The organism is Pseudomonas sp. HC1(2025) (assembly GCF_058742075.1).
In genome coordinates this window covers 3,750,151-3,770,515 of sequence record NZ_CP196017.1, presented here as the reverse complement: position 1 = coordinate 3,770,515, position 20,365 = coordinate 3,750,151, and the positions used below count along the sequence as shown (strand labels likewise).

The 20,365-nt window shown below is 64.8% G+C and carries 8 protein-coding genes; 5 read left to right on the top strand and 3 right to left on the bottom strand.

Annotation, left to right across the window (positions count from 1 at the left end; genetic code table 11):
* Nucleotide 1 precedes the first annotated feature (1 nt).
* Both ACSSVH_RS16530 and ACSSVH_RS16525 read right to left on the bottom strand, forming a co-directional pair.
* On the bottom strand, nucleotides 2–874 hold the full coding sequence (locus tag ACSSVH_RS16530) for an SDR family oxidoreductase (protein WP_432754394.1): 873 nt from the start codon (nucleotides 872–874) through the stop codon (nucleotides 2–4).
* A 12-nt stretch (nucleotides 875–886) separates the two neighbouring features.
* Nucleotides 887–2,665 carry an acyclic terpene utilization AtuA family protein gene (locus ACSSVH_RS16525; protein ID WP_492633495.1) on the bottom strand — a complete coding sequence of 593 codons (1,779 nt, stop codon included), beginning with the start codon at nucleotides 2,663–2,665 and terminating at the stop codon, nucleotides 887–889.
* A 157-nt stretch (nucleotides 2,666–2,822) separates the two neighbouring features.
* On the opposite strand from ACSSVH_RS16525, the gene ACSSVH_RS16520 reads away from it, so the two are divergent.
* The 3 genes from ACSSVH_RS16520 (at nucleotide 2,823) to ACSSVH_RS16510 (ending at nucleotide 5,436) form a co-directional block, all read left to right on the top strand.
* Nucleotides 2,823–3,446 (top strand): TetR/AcrR family transcriptional regulator, encoded by a 624-nt coding sequence (locus ACSSVH_RS16520; protein ID WP_169952556.1) that lies wholly within the window; start codon nucleotides 2,823–2,825, stop codon nucleotides 3,444–3,446.
* 97 nt (nucleotides 3,447–3,543) lie between these two features.
* Nucleotides 3,544–4,341 (top strand): substrate-binding periplasmic protein, encoded by a 798-nt coding sequence (locus ACSSVH_RS16515; protein WP_170042834.1) that lies wholly within the window; start codon nucleotides 3,544–3,546, stop codon nucleotides 4,339–4,341.
* 81 nt (nucleotides 4,342–4,422) lie between these two features.
* Entirely contained in the window at nucleotides 4,423–5,436 is a 1,014-nt protein-coding gene (locus ACSSVH_RS16510; protein WP_492633494.1) for a GNAT family N-acetyltransferase, read from the top strand.
* 177 nt (nucleotides 5,437–5,613) lie between these two features.
* On the opposite strand, the gene ACSSVH_RS16505 is transcribed toward ACSSVH_RS16510, so the two are convergent.
* On the bottom strand, nucleotides 5,614–6,165 hold the full coding sequence (locus tag ACSSVH_RS16505) for an RNA polymerase factor sigma-70 (protein ID WP_029298131.1): 552 nt from the start codon (nucleotides 6,163–6,165) through the stop codon (nucleotides 5,614–5,616).
* Between the two features lie 312 nt (nucleotides 6,166–6,477).
* Here ACSSVH_RS16505 and ACSSVH_RS16500 point away from each other — a divergent pair, with 312 nt between their 5' ends.
* Together ACSSVH_RS16500 and ACSSVH_RS16495 are read left to right on the top strand one after the other, a co-directional pair.
* A complete protein-coding gene (locus ACSSVH_RS16500) occupies nucleotides 6,478–7,236 on the top strand; it encodes a thioesterase II family protein (protein ID WP_492633493.1) in 759 nt (252 codons plus the stop codon).
* A 70-nt stretch (nucleotides 7,237–7,306) separates the two neighbouring features.
* Entirely contained in the window at nucleotides 7,307–20,251 is a 12,945-nt protein-coding gene (locus ACSSVH_RS16495) for a non-ribosomal peptide synthetase (protein WP_492633492.1), read from the top strand.
* Nucleotides 20,252–20,365: the final 114 nt, after the last annotated feature.

Here is a 20,365-nt window from a genome sequence, read left to right as displayed (position 1 = left end):
TTTATTGGCCCTCCTTGAGCACATCCGGCAGGTAGGCGCGGTGAAAACCATTGAACGACGGGCTCGGCGGCTGGGCCTTGTGCAGCGGCCAGGCGCGGCTGCCGAGGCTGGCCGCACCGTCGATGCGCAGCGTGCTGCCGCTGACGAACGCTGCGGCGGGGCTGAGCAAAAACACAATCGCCGCGCTGACTTCCGATTCGGTGCCAATGCGCTTGAGTGGCACATGTTCGCGCAGGGTCGGGATCACTGCCTTGAATGCGCCTTCGTAGGTGTCCATGCCGCTGGAGGCGATCCAGCCCGGCGCCACTGCGTTGACCCGCACCCCGGCGTAACCCCACTCGAACGCGGCGGTCTTGGTGAAGTTGTCCATCCCCGCGCGCGCCGCGCCCGAGTGGCCCATACCGGGCATGCCGCCCCACATGTCGGCGAGCATGTTGACGATGGCACCGCCGTGTTTGCTCATCGACTGATTGAACACTTCCCGCGCCATCAGGAAACCGCCCACCAGATTGGTGCGCAACACGGTTTCAAAACCTTTTTGATTGATCGACGCCAGGGGCGAGGGGTATTGGCCGCCCGCATTGTTCACCAGGCCGTGGATCGGCCCGTGCGCTTCGATGACCTGGCTGACCAGTGCCTTCACTGCCTCTTCATCGCGAATATCACAGGCCTGCCAACTGGCGCGGCCACCGTCCTCGCTGATTTCCTGGGTGACCTGTTGCAGTTTTTCCGGCTTGCGCCCCACCAGCACCATATGGGCGCCGAGTGCCGCCAGCTCATGGGCGGTGCAACGGCCAATCCCGCTGCCGCCGCCGGTGACGATAATGGTTTGCCCCTGGAACAGGTCGGCTTTGAAGATCGAGTCGAAGGCCACGGCAGGAGTTCCTTAGGTGAGTTGATCGGCGAGGTGACGGGGCACGGCAATCGGGATTTCCAGCAGTTGCTGGGCAAAGGCCTTGCCTTGCGGGTCGATGCGCAGGCTGGCGATACCGCCGCCGCCCAGGGCGTTTTCCAGGAGGAAGTTGAGGCTGTGGCTGCCGGGCAGGTACCAGCGCTCGACGCGCCCGTGCAGCGGGTCGAGCACATGGCTCATCCAGTCGACGATCACCTCCGGGGTCAATGCTTCGGCGATCCACGGCAGGTATTCGGGCCGCCGCGCAATCACGCCAATATTGCTGTGATTGCCCTTGTCACCGGAGCGCGCCACGGCCAGTTTGACCAGGGGCACGCTGGCATCGGCGCGGCCTTCGGGCTTGGGCGGGTCGAGGGGCGCGCGGGGCGTACCCAGGGCCGCGCTGGCAGGCAGTTCGCAGGGGTGGGACTGGCCCTGGAAGTCGACGCTCAGATGGCACGCGCTCTTGTCGATCAGGAATGAAAACAGGCGGATCAGTGGGTACACCGTGGGCCTGCCGCCGACAATGCCGGTCAGGCCCGGCGCCATGCCGGTGGCTGCCTGGGCGATTTCCCGGGCGAACAGCACCAGCGCCTGTTTGCTGGGGTGGCGCACCGCCAGCTTGAGCACCACTTCGCGGCAGTCCTGGCGCCGGGCGTGGGCGCCGTAGGTGGCTTCGCTGCCGAGCAATTCAATGTTGACCTCGCTGTAGGGCGCCCAGCCGCGTTGGCTGAACAGCTGCGAGGTCTTGTTGATGATTGCCTGGCTGACCCGCTCGGCCTTGGCCACCGCATCGATGCCGGCCAGCAGGCAACTTGCGGTGCAGCGAAAACCGTCGGGGTAGGTGGCGCTGACTTTGTACTGGTCGGTGGGTGCTAGGCCCTTGGCGCCGCGCAGGCGCACGCGGTTTTCGCCTTGTTGCTCCAGGGTGACCTGGCTGAAGTCGCAGATCACATCCGGCAGCAGATAGGCGCGCGGGTCGCCGATTTCATACAGCAGTTGTTCGGCGACGCTCAGTTGGCTGATCAGGCCGCCTGTGCCCGGCACTTTGCTGACGGTGAACTGGCCGTCGGCGCTGACTTCGACAATCGGAAAACCGATGTGCTCGTAGTCCGGCACCTGGCGCCAATCGGTGAAGTTGCCGCCGGTGCACTGCGCGCCACATTCAATGATATGCCCGGCCAGCGCGGCCTGGGCCAGGTGGTCGTAGTCCTGCCACGCCCAGTTGAATTCATGCACCAGGGCCGCACTGACCACCGCGCTGTCCACCACGCGCCCGGTGATGACGATATCGGCGCCCAGTTGCAGGGCCTGGACGATGCCCGGCGCGCCGAGGTAGGCGTTGGTCGACACGCACATCGCCGGCAACGGCGCGCCGCTGAACATATCCTCGATGCCCTGCAGTTGCTTGAACTGCGGTTGCAGGTCGTCGCCCAGCACCACGGCGATTTTCAGTGGCACCCGGGCCTGGTCGCAGGCGGCCTGCAAGGCGGCGGCGCAGGCCTGGGGGTGGATGCCACCGGCGTTGCTGATCACCCGGATGCCCTGGCGCTGGATATCGCCGAGCAAGGGCGCCAGCACTTCGATGAAATCCGTGGCGTAGCCGGCCTGGGGGTCTTTGATCCGCGCCCCGGCGAGGATCGACATCGTCACTTCCGCCAGGTAGTCGAACACCAGGTAGTCCAGCGCGCCGCCTTGCACCAACTGCGCGGCGGCGGTGCTGGTGTCGCCCCAGAATGCACTGGCGCAGCCGATACGAACGGTCTTGTCCATGGGAAGTCCTTCTCTGGAAAATCGCTGGGTCGAGACTACCAAGCAAGCGCTTGGTTTGTAAACTGGGAGCACAACTTCTGCCCAAGCGCTTGCTTGGGTGGCTGTCACGGCCTAAATTGCCGGCCATGACGCAATCAAAGTAGTTGAGGAGAGCAGCATGGACGAGCAAAAAGCCCTGGAGGTAATGCGCAGCATGGTGGACGGCGGGCAACTGACCGACCCCGACAGCGCCCGGGGCAAGCTGCTGCAGACCGCGGCTCACCTGTTTCGCAACAAGGGTTTTGAACGCACCACCGTGCGTGACCTGGCCAGTGCGGTGGGGATCCAGTCCGGCAGCATCTTTCACCACTTCAAGAGCAAGGACGAAATCCTGCGGGCGGTGATGGAAGAAACCATCCACTACAACACCGCGATGATGCGCGCCTCCCTGGCCCAAGCGAGCAACGTGCGCGAGCGGGTGCTGGCGCTGATTCGCTGCGAGTTGCAGTCGATCATGGGGGGCAGCGGCGAAGCCATGGCGGTGCTGGTGTACGAATGGCGTTCGCTGTCGGCAGAAGGGCAGGCCCAGGTGCTGGCGTTGCGCGATGTCTACGAAGACATCTGGCTGCAAGTGCTGGGCGAGGCCAAGCAGGCGGGTTATATCAAGGGCGACGTGTTTATCACCCGGCGTTTCCTGACCGGGGCGTTGTCCTGGACCACGACCTGGTTCCGCGCCCAGGGCAGCATGACCCTCGAACAATTGGCCGACGAGGCGTTGCTGCTGGTGCTCAAGGCCGATTAGGCGGGGAGCGCAGGTCATTAATTGTCGGGTAGAAAGTTGTCTCTACAGACAAAAACGCCTAGCTTAGCGAGATTCAGATTTGAACGGTGCGTGCCTGATGTTTTCGCCATGGCGGCTGGCTGCAGGACTTACAGTGTTGGCGATGGGCACCTTGTGGCAAACGCAGGTTTGGGCGGCCCAATTGGTACGGATCGGTGCCGCGCATTTTCCGCCGTATACCGTGCGCCCGGAGCAGGGTGCCGACACCGGGTTGCTGCCGCAACTGCTGGAGGCACTGAACCGTGCGCAGAGCGACTACCAGTTTGTGCTGGTACCCACTTCCATCCCCCGGCGCTTTCGTGATTTCGAGCAGGGTCGGGTCGACATGGCCATCTTCGAGAACCCGCAGTGGGGATGGCAGGATATTGCCCATACCAGCGTTGACATGGGCCTGGAGGACGCCGAGATTTTCGTCGCCCAGCGCCAGTCCGGTCGCGACCAGGCGTATTTCGCCGACCTCAAGGGCAAGCGCCTGGCGGTGTTCAGCGGTTATCACTACGCCTTTGCCAACTTCAACCCCGACCCCAAGGCCATGGCCGCGCAGTTCAACGCCACGTTGACCTATTCTCATGACAGCAACTTGCTGATGGTCACCCGTGGCCGCGCGGATATCGCCCTAGTGACGCGCTCCTACCTCAGCGACTTCATGGTGCGCAATGTCGACACCGCCGGGCAGTTCCTGGTGTCGGAGCGCATTGATCAGGTCTATCACCACTACGCATTGCTGCGGCCCAAGGCGGCGATCAGCGGCCCGGCGTTTGCCGCGTTGCTCAAGGGCCTGCGCGACAGTGGCGAACTGGTGAAGATCTTCGAACCGTACCGCATCGATGTGCTGCCGGTGGCTGACGCGCCCTGATCGCGACACCTGCGCCTTAAATTTTTGCGGCTGGTTCACGTCACTTCGTCTAACTGTCGACGATTACCGTGAGCCCCTTCCATGCCCAATCCCCAAGATTTGTCAGCCCTGCCACTGCCGGCAGGGCCCGCCCTGAACGCAGATGAAAGCGATAGCCGCCTGACCCTGACCCTTGCAGGCCAGCCCCTGGCGCGCCTGCGCCTGGAGCGCGGCGACGCGTTGCACCTGCATTTGCAAAACCCCGCTGAGGTGCCGTCGCTACAGGCCGTGTGGGCCGCGTGTTACTGGCTGTTTGCACGGGAGCCTGGGCGCCAGCAACTCTTCTGGCACCTCGAACACGCCCCGGATGAGGCCCTGCGCAGCGGCCTGCTGCTGGCCACGGACGTGGCGGGGCAGTTGCGTTGCGAGCGCACGCTGTTCTGGCAATTGCCACAGCCCTGGCTGGGCCAGCCGTCGAGCGGCGCCTATCCACAGCAGATGATCATCAGCGCGGGCAAGCGCCACCCGCTGCGTGCGCCCAAGCCGCAGGGTGAAGTCTACCGACGTTTTGACGCACGCCTGGGCGCGTGGATCTCACTGCGCACGCTGGAGATCGATGTGGACCTGGCTCGCTTCAATCGCTGGCAGAACAGCGCGCGGGTCGCCAACTTCTGGCAGGAAAGCGGCAGCCTGGAGCAACACCGGGACTATCTGCACAAGCTTGCTGCGGACCCGCATACCCTGACCCTGATCGGCTGTTTCGACGATGAGCCCTTTGCCTATTTCGAGGCGTATTGGGCCAAGGAAGATCGCATCGCGCCGTTCTATGACGTAGACGACTACGACCGCGGTATCCACATGCTGGTGGGTGAGGAGCATCATCGCGGGCCGCACAAGGTTGCCAGTTGGCTGTCGGCGCTGGTGCACTACCTGTTTCTCGACGACCCGCGCACCCAGCGCGTGGTAGCCGAGCCCAGGGCCGACAATGGGAAGATGATCGGGCATATGCAGAACCAGTGCTTCCACTGCGAGAAGGAATTCGATTTCCCCCACAAGCGCGCGGCGCTGATGATTCTGGGGCGGGAGCGGTTTTTTGAGCGGTGTGGGTTGGCCTGAGATCTTCGGGGCAATGAAGATCAACTGTGGGAGTGGGCTTGTCGGATCGCCGCATCGCCGCGAAGACGTCGGCCCAGCAAACATTGATGTTGCCTGACCCACTGCTTTCGCGGCGATGCGGCGATCCGACAAGCCCGCTCCCACACAAGCTCACCCCTCATTGCATTTGCCCGGTGGTCAGACCCGTCGGGCAAAGGTATCGCTATGGGTTCCCGACACCTTGCGACAGTGCACCAGTGCATCGCGGATCATAAAGTTGACCAGGGTCGGCGACACGCCCAGTTCCTTGGCGATGTCCTTCTGCGGCACGCCATGCAGGCGGTACATCTCGAACGCGTAGCGCGTGCGCTGGGGCAGTTCGGTCAGGGCGTCGGCGATGTTTTCCAGGGTGGAAAAATTGATGTGCGAGGTTTCCGGTGAAGCGCCATGAATAACCACATTCAAGCCTTCCTCTTCCGTCCCGGAATATTTCAGTTCCAGGGCCTGTTTACGGTAGTGGTCGATAGCCAGGTTGCGCACGATCTGGAACAGATAACTCAGCTGCGCCTTGAACGATGAGGTGATCTGCGGCGCCGATTGCAGTCTGAAGTAGGCGTCCTGCACTACGTCTTCGGCGCGGGAACGGCAGCCGGTAATGCGCGCCGCGATCTTGACCAGGATCAGCCGGTTATCGACAAACGCCTGGAGTAACGGTGAATCGCACCTGCTTGTGGATACTTGTTCCGTCATGGAAATCACCTTGCTGCAAATGAGGTTAGTGGAGGGCATCCCTGCTGAGGCCTCCTACACATCGGGCAACAAATTATTCTTAATGATAATGATTGTCAAATGAGAAGTGGAACTAATCTTATACCGAAATGCAAACTGTGAGGTGCATCTCTTTGTGTGCGGGCCCCGGCCTGCAGACTAATTATTTTGCCGTGCCATCCGTTCTCATTGGTGACAGGCCAGCCAACACGCCGGCCATGGATTTGCACCCGGAGGACGACGACATGCGTTTGTATCGCGAGAACCCAGCGTTCCAGGCAGGGGTGGTCTGAGATGAGCACGTCGACCCGCTTGCGCCTGTTTTGCCTGCCCTATTCGGGCGCCAGCGCCATGTTCTACAGCCGCTGGCGCCGGGCGTTGCCCGAGTGGTTGCAGGTGTGCCCGCTGGAGTTGCCAGGGCGTGGCATGCGCATGGACGAACCCTTGCAGCGCGATATCAAGGCGCTCGCCGCGCAATTGGCCGGCGAGATCAGCGCCGAACTCGATGGCCCCTATGCCTTGTTCGGCCACAGCCTCGGTGGCCTGCTGGCGTTCGAGCTGGCCCACGCCCTGCGCGAACGCGGCCTGCCTGCGCCGCTGGCGTTGTTTGCCTCGGCCACCGCCGGCCCGGCGCGCCGGGATGTCAGTGAATACGCCGAGGAAAAAGACGACACCCAACTGATCGAGCGCCTGCGCACGCTCAAGGGCACCCCCGAGGACGCCCTGGCCAACCGCGAGTTGATGCAGCTGACATTGCCGATCCTGCGCGCCGACTTCCTCTTGTGCGGCAGCTTCCAGTACGGCGAGCGCGAGCCGCTGTCGATGCCGATCCATGTATTTGGTGGCAAGCAGGATGACGTGCGCGCCGACGAATTGCTCGACTGGCAGGAAGACACTGCCAGCGGTTTCTCCCTGGACATGTTCGAGGGGCACCACTTCTTCCTGGTGCAGCAGCAAAGCTCGCTGCTGCGCTGCGTGCGGCGCTACGCCGACGAACATTTGACCCGCTGGCGCCATGGCGTTGCACGGCGGGCGGCCCTGGCGACCGGCTGAACACGCCGCCACACGCCCACGCCCTCTATCCCCGATTTCCCCGTAAGCCGATTTCAGGCAGGAACCCCTCATGATGGACGCCTTCGAACTTCCCCGTACCCTGGTCCAGTCCCTCCAGCGCCGTGCCGCGCAGACACCGGACCAGGTGGCCCTGCGCTTCCTGGCCGAGTCCGCCGACGACACCGTGGTGCTCAGCTACCGTGACCTGGACCTGCGCGCCCGCACCATCGCCGCCGCCTTGCAGGCCTCGGCCGGCCCGGGCGAGCGTGCGGTGCTGCTGTTCCCCAGCGGCCCGGATTATGTCGCGGCGTTCTTTGGTTGCCTGTACGCAGGGGTGATCGCGGTGCCGGCCTATCCGCCGGAGTCCACCCGCCGTCATCACCAGGAGCGGTTGCTGTCGATCATCGCCGATGCCGAGCCAACCCTGTTGCTGACCAGCAGCGGCTTGCGCGACGCCCTGGGGCAGATCCAGGCAGCGCCGCCGTTGCTCTGCGTGGATGAACTGCACAGCGAACTCGCTGCCGATTGGGTTGCGCCACACCTGCAGGACGACGATATCGCCTTCCTGCAATACACCTCCGGCTCCACCGCTTTGCCCAAAGGCGTGCAAGTCAGCCACGGCAACCTGGTGGCCAACGAAGTACTGATCCGTCGCGGCTTTGGCATCGACCTCAACCCCGATGACGTGATTGTCAGCTGGCTGCCGCTGTACCACGACATGGGCCTGATCGGCGGTCTGTTGCAACCGATCTTCAGTGGCGTGCCGTGTGTGTTGATGTCGCCCGCATACTTCCTCGGCCGGCCCTTGCGCTGGCTGGAAGCGATCAGCCAATACCGCGGGACCATCAGCGGCGGCCCGGATTTCGCCTACCGCCTGTGCAGCGAGCGGGTCAGCGACTCGGCCCTCGAGCGCCTCGACCTGAGCCATTGGCGCGTGGCCTATTCCGGCTCCGAGCCGATCCGCCTGGACACCCTGGAACGCTTCGCCGAGAAATTCGCCCGATGCGGCTTTACCCCCAGCAACTTCTTTGCCTCCTATGGCCTGGCCGAGGCGACGCTGTTTGTCGCCGGTGGTACCCGTGGCCAGGGCATTCCGGCCTTGCGCCTGGACGAACAGGCGCTGGCCGCCAACCGGGCGGAGCCTGGGCAGGGCAGTGCGATCATGAGCTGCGGCAGCAGCCAGCCCGAACATGGGGTGCTGATCGTCGAGCCCCATACCCTGGCCGAACTGGCCGACAACTGCATCGGCGAAATCTGGGCCACCGGCCCGAGCATTGCCCACGGTTACTGGCGCAACCCCGAAGCCACCGCCAAGACGTTCGTGCAGCACGCCGGTCGCACCTGGTTGCGTACCGGTGACCTGGGCTTTATGCGCGACGGCGAGGTGTTTATCACTGGGCGCCTGAAAGACCTGCTGATCGTGCGCGGGCACAACCTGTACCCCCAGGACATCGAGCAAACCGTCGAGCGCGAAGTGGAAGTGGTGCGCAAGGGCCGTGTCGCCGCGTTTGCGGTGAATGACCAGGGCCTGGAAGGCATTGGCATCGCCGCAGAAATCAGCCGCAGCGTGCAGAAAATCCTGCCGCCCGAGGCCCTGGTCAAAGCCATTCGCCAGGCCGTGGCCGAGGCCTATCAAGAAGCGCCGTGCGTGGTGGTGCTGCTCAATCCCGGCGCTTTGCCGAAAACCTCCAGTGGCAAGGTCCAGCGTTCGGCCTGCCGCACCCGCCTGGCCGATGGCAGCCTCGACAGCTACGCGCAGTTCCCTGGCCAGGCCGTGCAGGCGGGTGATGAGGCGCTTGCGTCGGGGTTGCAACAGCAGATCGCCGCGATCTGGTGCGAACAGTTGCAGGTCGCACAAGTGGCGGCCGATGATCACTTCTTCTTGCTCGGCGGTAACTCCATCAGCGCCACCCAGGTAGTCGCCCGCCTGCGCGAGACCCTGGGCCTGGAACTCAATTTGCGCCTGCTGTTCGAGGCGCCGGTGCTGGCTGATTTCGCCGCCAGCGTCGGCCAATTGCAACAGGACGGTGGCGTGGCCCAAGGCGCAATCAGCGCTTTGTCACGCCAGCAGGATATGCCGCAATCCCTGGCGCAGAACCGCCTGTGGATCACCTGGCAATTGGACTCGCACAGCAGCGCCTACACCATCCCCGGTGCCCTGCGCCTGCGCGGCGAGCTGGACGAAGACGCGCTGCACGCAAGCTTCGCGCAATTGGTCCAGCGCCATGAGGCGCTGCGCACACGTTTCTATGAGCGCGACGGCCAGGCCATGCAGTGTGTCGATGCCCAGCGCGAGTTTGCCGTGCAAGTCATCGACCTGCGCGACTTGCCCGTGGCCGAGCGTGAAGCCCGCGCCGCGCAGATCCGCGAGGACGAGGCGCGCACCCAGTTCGACCTGGAACAGGGCCCGCTGCTGTGGGTCACCCTGTTGCGCCTGGACGATGAAGATCACCAGTTGCTGGTGACCCTGCACCACATCATTGCGGACGGCTGGTCGCTGAATGTACTGCTCGACGAATTCTCGCGCCTCTACGCCGCCGCGTCCCAGGGCCAGGCCCTCGAGCTGCCGACCCTGGCCGTGCAGTACGCCGACTACGGCAGCTGGCAGCGCCAATGGCTGGCCGAAGGCGAGGGCCAGCGACAGTTGGCCTACTGGCAGCAGCAACTGTCGCACGACCATCCCACCCTGAGCCTGGCCACCGACCACCCGCGCTCGGCCCAGCACCGGCGCAGCGCTTCACGCTACAGCGTGCGCCTGGACGCAAGCCTCGGCGCAGCCATCCGCCAGACCGCCCAGGCCCACCAGGCCACGCCATTCGTGCTGTTGCTGGCGGCGTTCCAGAGCCTGTTGCACCGCTACAGCGGCCAGCGCGATATCCGTATCGGCGTGCCCAACGCCAACCGGGGGCGCCATGAAACCCAGGGCCTGATCGGCTTCTTTATCAATACCCTGGTGATGCGCGCCGAAGTGGATGGGCGCCTGCCGTTCAGCGAGCTGCTGGCAGCGACCCGCCTGGCAGCCACCGAGGCCCAGGCCCATCAGGACTTACCCTTCGAACAACTGCTGGAAGCCTTCCCGCAAGCCCGTGAGCAAGGCCTGTTCCAGGTGATGTTCAACCATCAGCAGCGCGATCTCGGCGCCTTGCGCCGCCTGCCGGGCCTGCTGGCCGAAGAACTGCCATGGCACAGCCGCGAAGCCAAGTTCGACCTGCAACTGCACAGCGAAGAAGACCGCAATGGGCGCCTGAGCCTGTCGTTCGACTACGCTGACGAACTGTTCGACGCCAGCACCATCGCGCGTCTGGCCACGCATTTCGTCAACCTGTTGCAGGCGGTCTGCGCGCAACCGCAGCAGGCCGTGGGCGATCTTGCACTGTTGCAGGCCGACGAACACGCCGAGCAACGCCATTGGAGCGAGGCACCCTGCGCGCCGGCGCAGTGCCTGGTGCCGGAGCAACTCAACCAGTACACCGACGAGCGCGCCGCCCTGGTCTGGCACGGCGCTAGCCTGACCTTTGGCCAACTGCACACCCAGGCCAACCGCCTGGCCCATTACCTGCGTGACAAAGGCGTCGGCCCGGACGTGTGCGTGGCGATTGCCGCCGAGCGCTCGCCGCAACTGCTGATTGGCTTGCTGGCGATCCTCAAGGCCGGCGGCGCCTATGTGCCGCTGGACCCGGACTACCCAGCCGACCGCCTGGCCTACATGCTGGCCGACAGCGGCGTGCAATTGCTGCTGACCCAGACCCACCTGCTGCACCAGTTGCCGGTGGCCGCGGGCGTGTCGGTGATCGCCATGGACAGCCTCAAGCTCGACAGTTGGCCGACCCAGGCGCCGGGCCTGCACCTCAATGCCGACAACCTCGCCTATGTGATCTACACCTCCGGCTCCACCGGCCAGCCCAAGGGCGTGGGCAATACCCATGGGGCCCTGGCGGAGCGTTTGCAGTGGATGCAGGCCACCTACCAGTTGGATGAAAGCGATGTGCTGATGCAAAAGGCACCGATCAGTTTCGACGTGTCGGTATGGGAATGCTTCTGGCCGCTGATCATTGGTTGCCGCCTGGTCCTGGCCGGTCCCGGCGAACATCGTGACCCCCATCGGATTGCGCAACTGGTCCAGGAACATGGGGTGACTACCCTGCATTTTGTGCCGCCCCTGTTGCAGCTGTTTGTCGATGAGCCGCTGGCGGCCGAGTGCACCAGCCTGCGTCGGGTATTCTCCGGTGGTGAAGCCTTGCCCGCCCAATTGCGCAATCGCCTCCTGGCGCTACTGCCGGCGGTGCAGTTGCACAACCGCTATGGGCCCACCGAAACCGCGATCAACGTCACCCATTGGCACTGCCAGCGTGCCGATGGCGAACGCTCGCCGATTGGCCGCCCCTTGGGCAATGTGATTTGCCGGGTGCTGGACGAGCAATTCAACCTGCTGCCCGCAGGTGTGCCGGGTGAGCTGTGCATCGGCGGGATTGGCCTGGCGCGCGGTTATCTGGGGCGTGCGGGGCTGACCGCCGAACGGTTTGTTGCCGACCCACTGGGCGCGGCCGGCGCACGTCTGTACCGCACCGGCGACCGCGTGCGCTGGGCGGCCGACGGGGTACTGGAGTACCTCGGGCGCCTGGATCAGCAGGTCAAGCTGCGCGGGTTTCGGGTCGAACCGGAAGAAATCGAGGCGCGGTTGCTGGCCCAGGAAGGCATCGCCCAGGCGCTGGTGCTGATCCGCGACACCGCCGGCGGTGCGCAGTTGATCGGTTACTACACGGCCAGCGGCGAGTTGGATGAGCCGGACGTGAAAGCCGCCCTGGCCGCCGAATTGCCGGAGTACATGGTGCCGGCACAACTGATCCGCCTCGACGTCATGCCCCTGAGCCCCAGCGGTAAAGTGGACCGCCGTGCCTTGCCGGAACCGGTGTGGCAGGTGCGTGAACATGTGGAGCCGCACACCGCCCTGGAACAGCAGATCGCTGCGATCTGGCGCCAGGTCCTGGGCCTGCCGCGCATCGGCCTGCGCGACGACTTCTTTGCCCTTGGCGGCCATTCGCTGCTGGCCACGCAAATCATCTCCCGCACACGCCAGGCCTGTGATGTGGAGCTGGCGCTGCGCACCTTGTTCGAAGCCAGTGAGCTGGGGGATTTTGTCGAGCAGGTGCGGCTGATCCAGGCCAGCGGCCAACGCAACCAGCAGACCGCGATTGGCAAGGTGGATCGCCGCCAGGCGGTGCCGTTGTCCTATTCCCAGCAGCGCATGTGGTTCCTCTGGCAAATGGAGCCGGACAGCCCGGCCTATAACGTCGGCGGCATGGCGCGCTTGCGCGGGGTGCTGGATGTGGGGCGTTTCGAGGCGGCGTTGCAAGCCCTGATCATGCGCCACGAAACCCTGCGCACGACCTTCCCAAGTGTCAATGGCGTGGCCCAGCAGAAAGTCGCCGCGCAAAGCAGCGTGCGCATGAGCTGGCAGGATTTTTCGGCGCTGCACGAGGCTGAGCGTCAACAGCGCTTGCAGCAACTGGCCGATCAGGAAGCTCACAGCCCATTCAACCTGGAAACCGGGCCGTTGTTGCGCGCCTGCCTGGTCAAGGCGGGCGAGCAGGAGCACTACCTGGTGCTGACCCTGCACCATATCGTCACCGAAGGCTGGGCCATGGACATCTTTGCCCGTGAACTCAGCGCGCTCTACGAAGCCTTTATCGATGAGCGCGAATCGCCCCTGGAGCCGTTGCCGGTGCAGTACCTGGACTACAGCGTGTGGCAGCGCCAATGGCTGGAGGCCGGCGAGCGCCAGCGCCAGCTCGATTACTGGACCACGCAGTTGGGCAACGAGCATCCGCTACTGGAACTGCCCGCCGACCGGCCACGCCCGGCGGTGCAAAGTCACCAGGGCGAGCTGTACCGCTTTGACCTTGGCGATGAACTCGCCGCCAAGGTGCGCGCCTTCAATGCCGAGCATGGCCTGACCCTGTTCATGACCATGACCGCGACCCTGGCGACGCTGCTTTACCGCTACAGTGGCCAGACCGACTTGCGCATCGGTGCGCCGGTGGCCAACCGCATCCGCCCGGAAAGCGAAGGGCTGATCGGTGCGTTCCTCAACACCCAGGTACTGCGTTGCCAGCTCGACGGGCAGATGCGTGTCGCTGAGTTGTTTGAGCACGTGCGTCACACCGTGATCGAAGGCCAGTCCCATCAGGACCTGCCGTTCGACCACCTGGTGGAAGCCCTGCAACCGCCGCGCAGTGCTGCGTATAACCCGCTGTTCCAGGTGATGTGCAACGTGCAGCGCTGGGAGTTCCAGCAAAGCCGGCAATTGGCCGGGATGACGGTCGAATACCTGGCCAACGACGCGCGTGCCACCAAGTTCGACCTCAACCTGGAAGTCACCGACCTCGACCATCGCCTGGGTTGCTGCCTGACCTACAGCACCGACCTGTTCGACGAGCCGCGCATTGCGCGCATGGCCGCCCATTGGTGCAACCTGCTGGAGGCGCTGATCGCCGATCCGCAACAGCGCCTGAGCGAGCTACCGCTGCTGCAAGTCGATGAACAGCGCGCCCTGCAAGACAGCCTCGGCATCGAGGCCGGCGAGCATCGTCTCGACCAGTGCATCCATCATCTGTTCAGCGCCCAGGTGCAAGCCCGTCCGGATGCGCCTGCGCTGACGTTCGCCGGCCACACCCTCAGCTACCGCGAGCTGGACAGCCGCGCCAATCGCCTGGCCTGGATGCTGCGCGAGCGTGGGGTGGGCCCGCAGGTGCGGGTCGGCCTGGCGCTGCCGCGGTCCCTGGAAATGGTCATTGGCCTGCTGGCGATCCTCAAGGCCGGTGGCGCCTATGTGCCGCTGGACCCGGAATACCCGCTGGACCGCCTGCACTACATGATCGAAGACAGCGGCATCGGCCTGTTGCTCAGCGATGCGGCGATGTTCGAGGCCCTTGGCGAGTTGCCCGCCAGCGTCAGTTGCTGGTGCCTGGAAGATGACCTGCCAGTGCTCGCCAACTACCCGGCCAGCGACCTGCCGGCGATCAGTCTGGCGCAGCATCAGGCGTACCTGATCTACACCTCCGGTTCCACCGGCAAGCCCAAGGGCGTGGTAGTGTCCCACGGTGAAATCGCCATGCATTGCCAGGCGGTGATCGAGCGCTTTGGCATGCGCCCCGACGATTGCGAGCTGCACTTCTATTCGATCAACTTCGACGCCGCCACCGAGCGCCTGCTGGTGCCGTTGCTCAGTGGCGCGCAGGTGGTGTTGCGCGCCCAGGGTCAATGGGATGCCGAAGAAATCTGCGGGCTGATCCGTGAGCATCGCATCAATATCCTCGGTTTTACCCCAAGCTATGGCAGCCAGTTGGCGCAATGGCTGGCCACGCAAAACCAGACCCTACCGGTGCGCATGTGCATCACCGGCGGCGAGGCGCTGACTGGCGAACACCTGCAGCGCATCCGCGCGGCGTTCCAGCCGGCGCTGTTCTTCAATGCCTATGGGCCGACCGAAACGGTGGTCATGCCCCTGGCCAGCCTGGCCCCCGAGGTGCTGGAGGAGGGTGCCGCCAGTGTGCCGATCGGCAGCATCATCGGCGCGCGCGTTGCCTACATCCTGGATGCCGACCTGGCGCTGGTGCCCCAAGGCGCGACTGGCGAGCTGTACGTGGGCGGCGCTGGCCTGGCCCAGGGTTATCACCAGCGTGCGGGCATGACCGCCGAACGTTTTGTGGCCGACCCGTATGCCGATGGCGGGCGGCTCTACCGCACGGGCGACCTGGTGCGCCAACGCGCCGATGGCCTGGTGGAGTACCTGGGGCGGATCGACCATCAGGTGAAAATCCGTGGTTTTCGCATCGAGCTGGGCGAAATCGAAACCCGCCTGCTTGAGCATGAAGCGGTCCGTGAGGCGGTGGTCCTGGCCCTGGATGCGCCGAGTGGCAAGCAACTGGCGGCGTACCTGGTCAGCGATGCCAGCGACCACACCGCCTTGCGCGAGGCACTCAAGACCCACCTCAAGGCGCAACTGCCGGACTACATGGTGCCCGCGCACCTGATGGTGCTCGACAGCATGCCGCTGACCGCCAACGGCAAGCTCGACCGCCGCGCCTTGCCGCAACCGGACCCCGATGCCAATCGGCAAGCATACGTGGCGCCGAGCAATGAGCTGGAGCTGAGCCTCGCCGCGATCTGGTGTGCGGTGCTCAACGTGCAGCAGGTCGGGCTGCACGATAACTTCTTCGAGCTGGGTGGCGATTCGATCCTGTCGATCCAGGTAGTCAGCCGGGCGCGGCAGGCGGGGATTCACTTCAGCCCCCGCGACCTGTTCCAGCACCAGACCGTGCAGGCCCTGGCCGCAGTGGCCACGCGCAGTGAGCAGATCACTGCCGAGCAAGGTGTGTTGACTGGCCCCTCGGGGATGACGCCGATCCAGCAGTGGTTCTTTGACAGCGAGATCCCGGCGCGTCAGCACTGGAACCAGGCCCTGGTGCTGGCGCCGGTGCAGGCCCTCGATCCCCGTCGCCTGGAGCAGGCGCTGTTGGCCGTGCTGGAACACCACGACGCCTTGCGCCTGAGTTTCACCCAGCGCGACGCGCAATGGCATGCCGAGCATCTGGCCGTGCCGCAAGGCGGCGTGTTGTGGCTGGCCCAGGTGACGGATATGCAGCAGTGCGAGGCGCTGTTCGCCGATGCCCAGCGCAGCCTCGACCTGGAGCACGGCCCGCTGCTGCGCGCCTTGCTGGTGGACGGGCCGATTGGCCAGCAACGCTTGCTGATCGCGATCCATCACTTGGTGGTGGACGGCGTGTCCTGGCGCGTCTTGCTTGAAGACCTGCAAAACGTCTATCGCCAATTGGGCGACGGCCAGGCGGTCAGCCTGCCGGCCAAGACCAGTGCCGTGCGCGACTGGGCCGCCCGTTTGCAGGCCTACGCCAGCAGCGAATCCCTGCGCGAAGAACTGAGCCTATGGCAGCAACAGTTGGCCGGCCCGCCGGTTGCGCTGCCGGTGGACCGGGCGCACGGCAGCCTGCGCAATCGCGACGCCGAGACGGTCAGCGTGCGCCTGGATGCCGAGCGCACCCGGCAGTTGCTGCAGCAGGCGCCGAGCGCCTATCGCACCCAGGTCAACGACCTGCTGCTGACGGCATTGGCCCGCGTGCTGTGCCGCTGGAGCGGGCATGCATCGACCCTGATCCAACTGGAAGGTCATGGCCGCGAAGCGCTGTTCGATGAAATCGACCTGACCCGCAGTGTGGGTTGGTTCACCAGCGCTTACCCGCTGCGCCTGACCCCAGTGGATATCGAGGAGGCCAGCGGGCAGGGTGCGTCGATCAAGGCGATCAAGGAGCAACTGCGTGCGGTGCCCCACAAGGGCCTGGGCTATGGCGTACTGCGCTACCTGGCCGACAGCACTTGTCGCCAGGCCATGGCGGCGTTGCCGAGTGCTTCGATTACGTTCAACTACCTCGGGCAGTTCGACCAGAGCTTCGACAGCCAGGCGCTGTTCCACCCGCTGGACGTATCTGCCGGCCCGGCCCATGACCCGGCCGCGCCGCTGCCCAACGCCTTGAGTGTGGACAGCCAGGTGTACGGCGGCGAATTGGTGCTGCGCTGGACCTTCAGCCGCGAGCGCCACGACCACCAGACCATCAGCGAACTGGCCGATGCCTACCTGGGCGAGTTGCACAGCCTGATCGCCCATTGCCTGCGTGACGATGCCGGTGGCCTGACGCCGTCCGACTTCCCCCTGGCGCACCTGACCCAGGCGCAGCTGGATGCGTTGCCGGTGCCGGCCAGCGCCATCGAGGACGTGTACCCGCTGACGCCCATGCAGGAAGGCCTGCTGTTGCATACCCTGCTGGAGCCGGGCACCGGCCTCTATTACATGCAGGATCGCTACCGCATCAACAGCGAGCTCAACCCCGAGCGTTTTGCCCTGGCCTGGAAGGCCGTGATCGCCCGGCATGAAGCTTTGCGTGCGTCGTTCTGCTGGAACGTCGGCGAAGATATGTTGCAGGTGATCCACAAGCCCGGCAGCACGCCGATCGAGTACCTGGACTGGACCGGCACCCCGGCCGAGCAACAGGAGCCACGCCTGCAAGCCCTGCTGAAAAGCGAGCGCGAGGCCGGTTTCGATCTGCTCAACCAGGCGCCGTTCCACCTGCGCCTGATCCGCGTCGGCGAGGCTCGCTACTGGTTCATGATGAGCAACCACCACATCCTGATCGATGCCTGGTGCCGCTCGTTGCTGATGAACGACTTCTTCGATATCTACACCGCCCTGGGTGAGGGCCGCGAGGCACAACTGGCCGCGCCGCCGCGCTATCGCGACTATATTGCCTGGCTGCAACGCCAGAACCTGGCCGAGGCGCGGCAGTGGTGGCAGCAGAACCTGCAAGGGTTTGAGCGCACCACACCGATCCCCAGCGACCGGCCATTCTTGCGGGAACACGCCGGCCATAGCGGCGGCATGGTGGTGGGGGACTGCTATACCCGCCTGGATGAGCGCGATGGGGCGCAATTGCGCGAGTTGGCCCAGGCTCATCAACTGACCGTCAATACCTTCGCCCAGGCGGCGTGGGCCTTGGTGCTGCGGCGCTTGAGCGGCGAGCGTGACGTGCTGTTCGGCGTCACCGTGGCCGGGCGCCCGGTGGACATGCCGCACATGCAGCGCACGGTTGGCCTGTTTATCAACAGCATCGCCCTGCGGGTCAAGTTGCCCGAGGACGATCAGCCGTGCAGCGTGCGCCAGTGGTTGAGTGGCTTGCTCGACAGCAATATGCAACTGCGCGAATACGAGTACCTGCCGCTGGTGACTATCCAGGAGCACAGCGAACTGCCCAAGGGCCAGCCGCTGTTCGACAGCCTGTTCGTGTTTGAAAACGCTCCGGTGGAAGTCTCGGTGCTGGACCGCGCGCAAAGCCTCAACGCGACCTCGGACTCGGGCCGCACCCACACCAACTTCCCGCTGACGGCGGTGTGCTACCCGGGCGATGACCTGGGCTTGCACTTGTCCTATGACCAGCGTTATTTCGATCAAAGCACCGTGCAAGGCATGCTCGCCGAGTTCAAGCGCCTGCTGCTGGCGTTGGTGCAGGGCTTCCATGGCGATATGGCCGACCTGCCGCTGATTGGCGCGCAGGAGCGTGAGTTCCTGGTGGACGCTTGCAACCAGAGCGCCCATGACTACCCGCTTGAGCGCAGCTACGTCGAACTGTTCGAGGCGCAGGTGGCGCAGCATCCGCAGCGCATTGCCGCCAGTTGCCTGGACCGGCAGTGGACCTATGCCGAGCTGAACCAGCGCAGCAATCGCCTGGGCCATGCCCTGGTCGCGGCGGGTGTCGGCCTCGACCAGCCGGTGGCGCTGCTGGCCGAGCGTGGCCTGGATCTGTTGGGCATGATCATCGGCAGCTTCAAGGCCGGTGCCGGTTACTTGCCGCTGGATCCCGGGCTGCCGAGCCAGCGCTTGAGCCGGATCATCGACCTGAGCCGCACGCCGTTGTTGGTGTGTACTGCGGCCTGCCGCGAGCAGGCGCAGGCGTTGCTCGAGGATTTTGCCTGTGGTGCGCGGCCGAAGTTGCTGGTGTGGGAGGAGTTGGCAGGTGTCGACAGCAATCCTGGGATCTACAGCGCCCCGGACAACCTCGCCTACGTGATCTACACCTCCGGCTCCACCGGGCTGCCCAAGGGCGTGATGGTCGAGCAGCGCGGCATGCTCAATAACCAATTGAGCAAGGTGCCGTACCTGCATCTGAGCGAGCAGGATGTGATCGCCCAGACCGCCTCGCAAAGCTTTGATATCTCCGTGTGGCAGTTCCTCGCCGCGCCCTTGTTTGGCGCGCGGGTGGATATCGTGCCCAACACCATTGCCCATGACCCGCAGGGCTTGCTGGCGCATGTGCAGGCCCAGGGCATCACGGTGCTGGAAAGCGTGCCGTCGCTGATTCAGGGCATGCTCGCCCAGGACCACATCAGCCTGGACGGCCTGCGCTGGATGCTGCCGACCGGCGAGGCGATGTTGCCGGCGCTGGCGCACCAATGGCTGCTGCGTTATCCGGACATCGGCCTGGTCAACGCCTACGGCCCGGCGGAATGCTCGGATGACGTGGCGTTCTTCCATGTCGACCTGGCCTCGACCCGTGGCACCTACCTGCCGATTGGCACGCCGACCGACAACAACCGTTTGTACTTGCTCGACGGCGCGCTGGAGCTGGTGCCGCAAGGTGCGGTGGGCGAGCTGTGCGTGGCGGGCACCGGGGTCGGGCGCGGTTATGTCAGCGATCCGCTGCGCACCGCCCAAGTGTTTGTGCCGGATCCGTTTGGCGCGCCGGGGGAACGCCTGTACCGCAGCGGCGACCTGGCGCGGCGGCGCAGTGATGGGGTGCTGGAGTACGTCGGGCGTATCGACCATCAGGTGAAGATTCGCGGCTACCGCATCGAACTGGGTGAAATCGAGGCGCGCCTGCATGAGCAGCCCGAGGTGCGTGATGCGGCGGTGGGCGTGCAGGAGGGGGTCAATGGCAAACACCTGGTGGGTTACCTGGTGGCGAGCGATGCCAGCCTTAACCCTGGCGAGCGCCTGGACCGCATCAAGCAGCGCCTGCGCAGCGAACTGCCGGAGTACATGGTGCCGTTGCACTGGCTGTGGCTGGAGCGCCTGCCCCTGAACGCCAACGGTAAGCTCGACCGCAAGGCCCTGCCGGCCCTGGAGATTGGCCAGTTGCACAGCCAGGACTACCTCGCGCCGCGCAGCGAACTGGAGCAGACCCTGGCCACGATCTGGGCCCAGGTGCTGAAGGTCGAGCAGGTGGGCGTGCTGGATAACTTCTTCGAGCTGGGTGGGCACTCGCTGCTGGCCACGCAAATCGCCTCGCGGGTGCAGAAGAGCCTGCAACGGGATGTACCGCTGCGGGCGATGTTCGAATGCAGCACGGTGGCAGAACTGGCGACGTACATCGAGGGCTTGGCGGCCCATGATATCAGCGCCGGCACAGTGGACCGGCTGAGTGATTTGATGGCTGAGCTGGAGGGGCTTTAAGCCGGCAAAGGCGGCGCCCGCAGATGCGGCGGGCGTTCCGCCGTTGGTCGGTTATGCGCATTGTCGGTGTGTGAGCTGTCAATTCTGACAGTAGGCAAGGCTTGTATTCCAAGC

Excerpts from the sequence above, each read along its gene's own strand:
- ACSSVH_RS16495 (WP_492633492.1), top strand. The coding sequence starts at position 7,307 with ATGATGGACGCCTTCGAACTTCCCCGTACCCTGGTCCAGTCCCTCCAG.
- ACSSVH_RS16520 (WP_169952556.1), top strand. The coding sequence starts at position 2,823 with ATGGACGAGCAAAAAGCCCTGGAGGTAATGCGCAGCATGGTGGACGGC.
- ACSSVH_RS16515 (WP_170042834.1), top strand. The coding sequence starts at position 3,544 with ATGTTTTCGCCATGGCGGCTGGCTGCAGGACTTACAGTGTTGGCGATG.
- ACSSVH_RS16500 (WP_492633493.1), top strand. The coding sequence starts at position 6,478 with ATGAGCACGTCGACCCGCTTGCGCCTGTTTTGCCTGCCCTATTCGGGC.
- ACSSVH_RS16510 (WP_492633494.1), top strand. The coding sequence starts at position 4,423 with ATGCCCAATCCCCAAGATTTGTCAGCCCTGCCACTGCCGGCAGGGCCC.
- ACSSVH_RS16505 (WP_029298131.1), bottom strand. The coding sequence starts at position 6,165 with ATGACGGAACAAGTATCCACAAGCAGGTGCGATTCACCGTTACTCCAG.
- ACSSVH_RS16525 (WP_492633495.1), bottom strand. The coding sequence starts at position 2,665 with ATGGACAAGACCGTTCGTATCGGCTGCGCCAGTGCATTCTGGGGCGAC.